Below are 7855 nucleotides of genomic sequence, written 5' to 3'. Positions count from 1 at the left end.
TCTTCTTCAGGCACAGGCAGGGTAGAAATTTTTCGGATAGACACGTAAATAGGTGCACCCGCCAGATTATTTGTAGGAAGAACTCCTAACTGGGTAGAAAAACGGGCGGCAATCTGCTCTTGTACGTTGTTGTCAGGTTCTACCAAGAACGTAAAGACCTTGTCTCTGCGTTCTGTAATGCCGATGAACGTTTGTGCCAATGCTTTTTCTTGTTTGTTAAGTTGGTCAATAACTAGTTGAAGAGAAGCTCCGTCCTTAGGCATAGTTTCTGCCTGACCACGCAGGATGATATTTCTGCTGTCGCGTATGTTATAGATTTCGCGGGCCGTCAGTTCAGCCATTTTGGCACTGGAACCAGCCATGAGGATGTCTTCAGTCATGTATTTGCGAGCATTTTCATATGGCTCTGGTGTCTCTAACTGGTAGTCAGGAGCAGATTCTTTTTCCGTAGAAGTTGTATTGATTGCTTTTACAATACCTTTATCCGTCAGTTCTACGTTAGATGCTACGCTTTTATCTTTCAGCTTCATGATGTAGGCTTTGGTAGAGTCGGGTACTCCTACAAGGCGCACATGAATATCCTTGATTTCCCAGTGGCTTTCAGGTTGTGGACTGACATTGTTTAAACGCAGGTAGCGGCTGGCATAGAGACTGAAGTCGCCCGGCTGATAGTCTACCTTGGTGGCAATGATGTCAATGGCAACTTTGGTCTTGGGCAGGAAGTACACAATGCCCTCGCCGGCTTGTGGCACATAGCTTTCCTGGGAGTAAGCGCTCAGAGAGGCCAGCAGTCCCAATGCAATGATTCCTTTTTTCATATTGTCTGTCATTTAGTTTCCATTAGTTGTTTCCATGCTTCAGGCAGCGCGTCTGCAATGTCACCCGAAGTCATGCTGATGACGCCTTTTTGCTGGCAAGCAATGTCGCCAGCCAGACCGTGTACATATACACCCAGTCGGCAGGCTTCCTCGTGTGTATAGCCTTGTGCAAGCAGTGACAGGATAATACCGGTAAGTACATCACCGCTTCCGGCTGTAGCCATACCTGGATTGCCTGTCGGATTGAAATAGGTCACTCCGTCAGGGGTAATGACGGCAGTCCATGCTCCTTTTAGTACGATGTAACATTGCAGGTGGGCTGCCAGCTCTTTAATCTTTGACAAGCGCTCATAGCTGTTGCTGCAACGTCCGATGATACGTTCCAGTTCCTTGACATGTGGAGTAAGGATGCTGTGGCGAGGAATACGGGTCAGGTAATTGCGGTAGTTGCTGAAGATATTGAGTGCATCTGCATCCAGCACCAAAGGGATATAGCAGTTGCTTACTTGATCAAACAGTGCCTGTACTGTAATTTCTTCCTGCCCCAGTCCCGGACCGATGGCTACAGCCTGGAAGTTGTCAAGGTCGGCAGCTTCGGCGAAGCAGCGGTCGTGCACATCATCTTGTACCATGGCCTCGGGCACGTTGCTCTGGAGTAGGTCATGATTGCATACAGGGGTATGTACGGTAAGTAGTCCGATGCCGGAACGCAGGCAGGCACGTGAGGCCAGCAGGGCAGCACCTCCCATTCCGTAGGAACCGGCTATCAGCAGGCCGTGGCCGAACATGCCTTTATGTGAAAATCTTTTTCTTGGCTTGATGAGCGCACGCATTTCATCGGTTTCAGTAATGTAGTAGGGCGTCTTCGCTGTGTCAATGAATTCGCGGCTGATACCGATGTCGAGTAATTGCCATTCGCCTACGAAATCTGCATTTTCTGCAAAGAGAAAAGATAGCTTAGGCAACTGGATGCTCAGGGTCAAATCGGCCTTGATGATATTTTGTCGGATGTTGTGGGTATTGTCTTCTCCCATCAGTCCGGAAGGAATGTCAATGGATACTACTTGAGCTGGGGAAGCATTGATGTATTGCACCACAGCGGCAAATCCTCCGCTTAGCGGCTTTTGCAGGCCAGAACCGAACAGCCCGTCTATCACTACGTCGTGGCTGCCCAGATGAGGCGGGTCAAACTGGTTGCTGACTTCGGTGTAGTTGGCAAAACCGCTTTCTTTCAGGCGCTGGATGTTCGTGAGGCATTCTTCTGAAAGGGTGCCTTTTACGTTGAACAAATAGACTTCTACCGGATAGTTTTTCAGGAAAAGAATACGGGCTACGGCCAGTGCGTCTCCACCGTTGTTTCCCGGACCGGCAAGTACGACCATACGGTGAGATTTGTCATATCGCTCGCTGATGGCTTGCACTAACAGGCCGGCGGCTTTTTCCATGAGGTTGATGGATAATATAGATTCGTGGGCAATGGTATATGCATCTGCCTCCTTCTGTTGTGTACAACTTAGAATTTTCATTGTGTGTATAAATAGCTGTTTTGTCGGTAAAAGTACGAAAAAAGCCCCGAATGGTATATATATTCTATTGAAAATATCTTTAAATACTCAGGAGGAAGTGTGGCGGTTTTAGGGAAAATCCGTAAATTTGCGCAATTTCTAAAACTAGATTATAGCATGGAGACGATTCAGATTAAAGACAAGCGTTTCAAAACGTTTATCCCAGAGGCGGATATCCTGAAGGAAGTGGCGCGTGTGGCCAATGAAATTAATCATGACTTGGAGGGTGAAAATCCGTTGTTTTTGAGTGTGTTGAACGGTTCGTTCATGTTTACGGCCGATTTGATGAAGCATCTGACGATTCCGTGTGAGGTTTCTTTTGTGAAGCTGGCTTCGTATGCGGGAACGGCTTCTACGGGAAAGGTAAAAGAACTGGTAGGACTGAATGAGGACATTTCAGGACGTACGGTAGTAATCGTGGAAGATATTGTGGACACAGGGCTGACTATGCAGCGCTTGCTGGAAACCCTGAAGGCACGTAATCCGAAAGAAGTCCGTATTGCTACGCTGCTGGTGAAACCAGATAAGTTGCAGGTGGAACTGGACATAAATTATGTGGCAATGAATATTCCGAATGATTTCATTGTGGGATACGGACTGGACTACGACGGTTTCGGAAGAAATTACCGCGATATTTATACAGTGATAGAGTGATTTTTTTATTTATTATAAAACAACATGTTGAATATTGTAATTTTTGGTGCTCCGGGTTCAGGTAAAGGTACTCAGAGTGCTCGTATTGTGGAAAAATATGGCTTGAACCATATTTCTACGGGAGATGTATTGCGTGCAGAAATCAAAAACGGCACGGAATTGGGTAAAACTGCAAAAAGTTATATCGACAATGGTCAGTTGATTCCAGATGCATTGATGATTGACATCTTGGCCAGCGTATTCGATAGTTTCAAGGATAGCAAAGGTGTGATTTTCGACGGATTCCCTCGTACTATTGCTCAGGCTGAGGCTTTGAAGGAAATGTTGAAGGTACGCGGACAGGAAGTTTCTATCATGCTTGACCTGGAAGTTCCTGAAGATGAACTGATGACTCGTCTGATTAAACGCGGACAGGAGTCTGGGCGTGCCGACGACAATGAAGAAACTATCAAGAAGCGTCTGGTGGTATACCACTCTCAGACTGCTCCGTTGATTGACTGGTACAAGAATGACGGTAAATATTGCCATATCCAGGGATTGGGTACTATGGACGGTATCTTCGCTGATATTTGTGCGGCTATTGATAAACTTTAAATAATAAAAAACTGGCGGGCCGGTGACGGTCTGCCAGTTCTTAAACTTGAACTTATGGCTGAATCGAATTTTGTTGATTATGTAAAAATCTACTGCCGCTCCGGAAAGGGAGGCCGTGGCTCGGTGCACATGCGCCGTGAGAAATATATGCCCAACGGAGGTCCGGACGGTGGCGACGGTGGTAGAGGAGGTCATGTGATTTTGCGGGGAAACCGCAATTACTGGACATTGCTGCACCTGAAGTACGACCGCCATGTGTTTGCAGAACACGGAGGTAACGGTTCGAAAAACAAAAGTTTCGGAAAGGACGGGGCAGATAAAGTCATAGAAGTGCCTTGTGGAACGGTAGTATATAATGCCGAAACAGGGGAATATGTGTGCGACGTAACGGAGCACGGACAGGAAGTCATCTTGCTGAAAGGCGGACGTGGTGGATTAGGAAACTGGCATTTTCGTACAGCTACCCGCCAGGCACCTCGTTTTGCTCAGCCGGGGGAACCCATGCAGGAGATGATGGTGATTTTGGAATTGAAATTATTGGCAGATGTAGGTCTGGTAGGTTTTCCGAATGCGGGAAAATCCACTCTGCTTTCTTCTGTTTCAGCAGCGCGTCCGAAGATTGCCAATTATCCTTTTACTACACTGGAGCCAAATTTAGGAATTGTCTCTTATCACGAAGGAAAATCTTTCGTAATGGCAGATATTCCGGGTATTATCGAGGGCGCTAGTGAAGGGAAAGGTCTGGGACTGCGGTTCTTGCGTCACATTGAACGCAACTCATTGCTGTTGTTTATGGTGCCGGGCGATACGGATGACATACGCAAAGAGTATGAGATTCTGTTGAACGAGCTGGCTACCTTTAATCCGGAGATGCTGGACAAGCAGCGGGTGTTGGCCGTTACGAAGTGTGACATGCTGGACGAAGAGCTGATACAGATGCTGGAACCTACATTACCTGAAGATATACCTCATGTCTTTATTTCTGCGGTGTCTGGAATGGGCATTCAGCAGTTGAAAGATTTGCTCTGGACCGAATTGAATAAAGACAGTAACCAGTTGGAAGCAGTACGTCGGGAAGCCATCGTACATCGTCCGAAAGATATGACCAAGCTTCGCAAGGAGCTGGAAGACATGGGTGAAGACGAAGACTTTGACTATGAATATGAGGATGTGGATGAGGAAGATGACTTTGACTACGAGTACGAAGAGGAAGACTGGGAGGACGAAACACAAAAGTAATGAATAAGTTGACGGATGATAAAAAGATGTTGGTGTACGGCCCGAAAAGTTTGCACACCGACATTTTTTGTTTCTCTACTACACGTTACGGTGGTTACAGTGAAGGTAATTATGCTTCATTTAACTGTAATCATTACTGCGGTGATGAGCCGGATAAGGTGGAACTGAACCGAGAACTGCTGTGTTCGTTGTTGCCAGTGCGTCCCCGGATGCTGGTTGTGCCTCACCAGACACATGATACGGTGGTGAAGGTCGTGGATGAGGGTTTTTGCCGGCTTTCTTCAGAGGAACGAATAAAGCAATTGGAGGGAGTGGATGCACTGGTCAGCGATATGCAGCAGGTTTGTCTTTGTATTTCTACCGCTGATTGTATCCCGGTACTTTGTTACGATACGAAGCAGAGAGTGATTGCAGCAATACATGCTGGGTGGCGAGGGACAATAAAGCGAATCGTAGAAAAAACATTGGATAAGATGGCTGGGTTTTATGGCACGAAGGCAGAAGATGTACAGGCTTATATCGGGCCAGGTATTTCTCTGGATGCTTTTGAAGTGGGGGATGAGGTGTATGAGGCCTTTGAAAAGGCCGGGTTTGATATGCCTTGTATTGCCCGCAGGAATCAAAAGTGGCACATCGATCTTTGGGAAGCTAATCGGCTGCAGTTGCTTTCTAAAGGAGTAAAGATGGAAAATGTGGAAGTAGCAGGGATTTGTACCTATCAAAATTATACGGATTTTTTCTCGGCACGTCGGCTGGGTATTCACTCAGGACGTATCTTGTCGGGAATTATGCGGATGTAAAACCATTTAAGAAAATAGCAAAATGGATTTGAAAATTGAAGTTTCAGAGGAATTACGGCAGACTTGGCCGCAGTTTCGGGGAGCAGCCGTATTTGCAACAGTAAAGAATTCTCCATACAATGGAGAGCTGTGGAAGCGTATCGACGAGTTTACGGAACTCTATCGCCAGAAATATACCATTGATTCAATCAAAGAGATGCCTGCCATTCAGGCTACTCGTCAGGCCTATAAAAAATGCGGGAAGGATCCCAGTCGTTACCGCCCTTCTTCAGAGGCCTTGTGCCGGCGCTTGTTGAGAGGGCTTTCACTTTATCAGATAGATACACTGGTTGATTTGATTAATCTAGCATCGATTAATAGCGGACATTCCATTGGCGGTTTTGACCGGGATAAAATTCAAGGAGACAAGTTGGTATTAGGTATCGGAAAGGCAGGTGAGCCTTATGAAGGTATTGGCCGCGGAGAACTGAATATTGAAGGAATGCCGGTGTACCGCGATGCTGTGGGAGGTGTAGGCACACCGACAAGCGACAATGAGCGGACAAAAATCTCATCGGAAACAACTCATCTGCTGGCTATCATGAATGCATATAGTGGTAGTGAGAACTTGGAGGAAGACGTGAACTATATGGTAAACCTGCTGAAAGAATTTGCAGATGCCCGGGAGGTAGAACTTTATTATTTTGAGTAGTATGAACCGTTCGATATTAATAATAGGGTGGTTATTTCTTTGTATGGGAAATATGTTGGCTGGGAAACCGAGAAAAGCGGAATTTACGGATATGGAGTGTAGTCATGTCCGGGTACAGACACCAGGATTATTCTCAAAAGGAAATAGTGTAGAAATACATCTGGAGTGTCTGGCCGATTCGCAGTTTTGCTTTCCGCTTCCAGGAGGAAAAGTAATTTCTGCGTATGGAAGCCGCGGCGGACATTCGGGTGCGGACATTAAGACCAAAGCCAATGATTCCATACTTTGTGTATTGGATGGAGTAGTACGCATGGCTAAAAATTACGGTGGATATGGAAAAGTAATCGTTGTACGGCATTTTAACGGGCTGGAGACCGTGTACAGTCATAATTCCCAAAACTTTGTGATGTCTGGTGATTCTGTAAAGGCCGGACAGGTGATTGCATTGACCGGACGTTCCGGACGAGCTACAACTGAACATTTGCATTTCGAGCTCAGAGCCAACGGGCAGCATTTTAGTCCCGGATTATTATTTGATATGTCTACCCGTACTCCTTTGAAGCGTACGCTGGTGTGTGAGAAAGCTGGAAGACACGTGAAATTATACCCTAAAAAATGAAAGTATATGGATATTGAAAAAATATTGACAGAAGGAATCGTATTCAGAGGTGGAAAATCCTCGGATGGAAAGAAGAAAGAAGAGAAAGTAAAGACGAAAGCTAAAAAAAAGACGTATATTACAGGACTCCATGGTTCCGGTTCTGCTAAGATGAAGGCGGAATACCGCCGTCGAAGGGCAAACAGACATAAACAGGGCTAAACTAACTTATGGTAAGTTGTAATAATAATTGTATAACTAAAAAAGAAGATTATGAAAAAGTTATTTTTACTTGTTGTGATTGTAATGGCTGCCATCTCAGCCAGTGCACAGGAAGGTATTTATCTGGGTGGTGGTATCAGTTTGTGGAGAAACAATGATGTAGATAAAACATCTTTCTCTATTACACCGGATGTAGGATACAACCTGAGTAAACAATGGGCTGTAGGGGTGGAACTGGCTTATGCCCATAACGGTTATGATGAAGGTTATAAAGTCAGTACTAATGCATTTGCTTTGGCTCCGTATGCACGTTATTCATTTTATGAAAACAAGGTTGTACGTTTGTTTGTAGATATGGGATTTGGATTTTCTACCTATAAAGCAAAACATGCAGATTCTGTAAATGGTTTTGAAATCGGTTTGAAACCGGGACTGGCCTTGAAACTGAATGACCACTTCAGCTTTATTACCAAAGTAGGTTTTGCTGGATATCGTGACGATTACTATCGCGACATGAACGGAAATGGATTTGGCGTAAGTCTGGATACAGAGAATATTTCTATCGGTATCGACTATGAATTCTAATTAAGGACAGCTGATAAAATAATAGATAGGGAGCAAAAAGAGGTGGAAACTTCTTTTTTGCTCCCTTTTTATTTGTTTCTCCGCTTTAT

The 7855-nt window shown here is 45.3% G+C and carries 10 protein-coding genes; 8 read left to right on the top strand and 2 right to left on the bottom strand.

Annotation, left to right across the window (positions count from 1 at the left end; all coding sequences use genetic code 11):
* Both ACMJ0U_RS10430 and ACMJ0U_RS10425 read right to left on the bottom strand, forming a co-directional pair.
* On the bottom strand, window positions 1-818 hold an 818-nt coding region (locus ACMJ0U_RS10430), incomplete at its 3' end, for a DUF4831 family protein (protein ID WP_417129863.1).
* A gap of 8 nt (window positions 819-826) precedes the next feature.
* A complete protein-coding gene (locus tag ACMJ0U_RS10425) occupies window positions 827-2344 on the bottom strand; it encodes an NAD(P)H-hydrate dehydratase (RefSeq protein WP_417129862.1) in 1518 nt (505 codons plus the stop codon).
* A gap of 156 nt (window positions 2345-2500) precedes the next feature.
* On the opposite strand from ACMJ0U_RS10425, the gene hpt reads away from it, so the two are divergent.
* Genes hpt through ACMJ0U_RS10385 form a run of 8 tightly spaced genes read left to right on the top strand, consistent with a single transcriptional unit; the run spans window position 2501 to window position 7766 of the window.
* On the top strand, window positions 2501-3037 hold the full coding sequence (gene hpt, locus ACMJ0U_RS10420) for a hypoxanthine phosphoribosyltransferase (protein ID WP_417129861.1): 537 nt from the start codon (window positions 2501-2503) through the stop codon (window positions 3035-3037).
* A 24-nt stretch (window positions 3038-3061) separates the two neighbouring features.
* Complete coding sequence (locus ACMJ0U_RS10415) at window positions 3062-3631, top strand: adenylate kinase (RefSeq protein ID WP_417129860.1); 570 nt, start codon at window positions 3062-3064, stop codon at window positions 3629-3631.
* A gap of 54 nt (window positions 3632-3685) precedes the next feature.
* A complete protein-coding gene (gene obgE / locus ACMJ0U_RS10410; RefSeq protein ID WP_417129859.1) occupies window positions 3686-4870 on the top strand; it encodes a GTPase ObgE in 1185 nt (394 codons plus the stop codon).
* Window positions 4870-5670, top strand: a complete 801-nt coding sequence (pgeF, locus tag ACMJ0U_RS10405) for a peptidoglycan editing factor PgeF (RefSeq protein ID WP_417129858.1) — start codon at window positions 4870-4872, stop codon at window positions 5668-5670. The genes obgE and pgeF overlap by 1 nt, the downstream gene beginning before the upstream one ends.
* Before the next feature lie 28 nt (window positions 5671-5698).
* Window positions 5699-6361, top strand: a complete 663-nt coding sequence (locus tag ACMJ0U_RS10400) for a B3/4 domain-containing protein (protein ID WP_417129864.1) — start codon at window positions 5699-5701, stop codon at window positions 6359-6361.
* A gap of 43 nt (window positions 6362-6404) precedes the next feature.
* Window positions 6405-6980 carry a M23 family metallopeptidase gene (locus ACMJ0U_RS10395; protein WP_417129857.1) on the top strand — a complete coding sequence of 192 codons (576 nt, stop codon included), beginning with the start codon at window positions 6405-6407 and terminating at the stop codon, window positions 6978-6980.
* A 6-nt stretch (window positions 6981-6986) separates the two neighbouring features.
* A complete protein-coding gene (locus ACMJ0U_RS10390) occupies window positions 6987-7181 on the top strand; it encodes a hypothetical protein (protein ID WP_007559749.1) in 195 nt (64 codons plus the stop codon).
* Window positions 7182-7232: 51 nt separating this feature from the next.
* The gene (locus ACMJ0U_RS10385; RefSeq protein ID WP_417129856.1) at window positions 7233-7766 is read left to right on the top strand and encodes an outer membrane beta-barrel protein; all 534 of its coding nucleotides are present in this window, start codon (window positions 7233-7235) and stop codon (window positions 7764-7766) included.
* Window positions 7767-7855 lie beyond the last annotated feature (89 nt).

Source organism: Phocaeicola sp., from assembly GCF_048170425.1.
Taxonomy (GTDB): Bacteria; Bacteroidota; Bacteroidia; order Bacteroidales; family Bacteroidaceae; genus Phocaeicola.
This window is presented reverse-complemented; position numbering and strand designations above follow the sequence as displayed.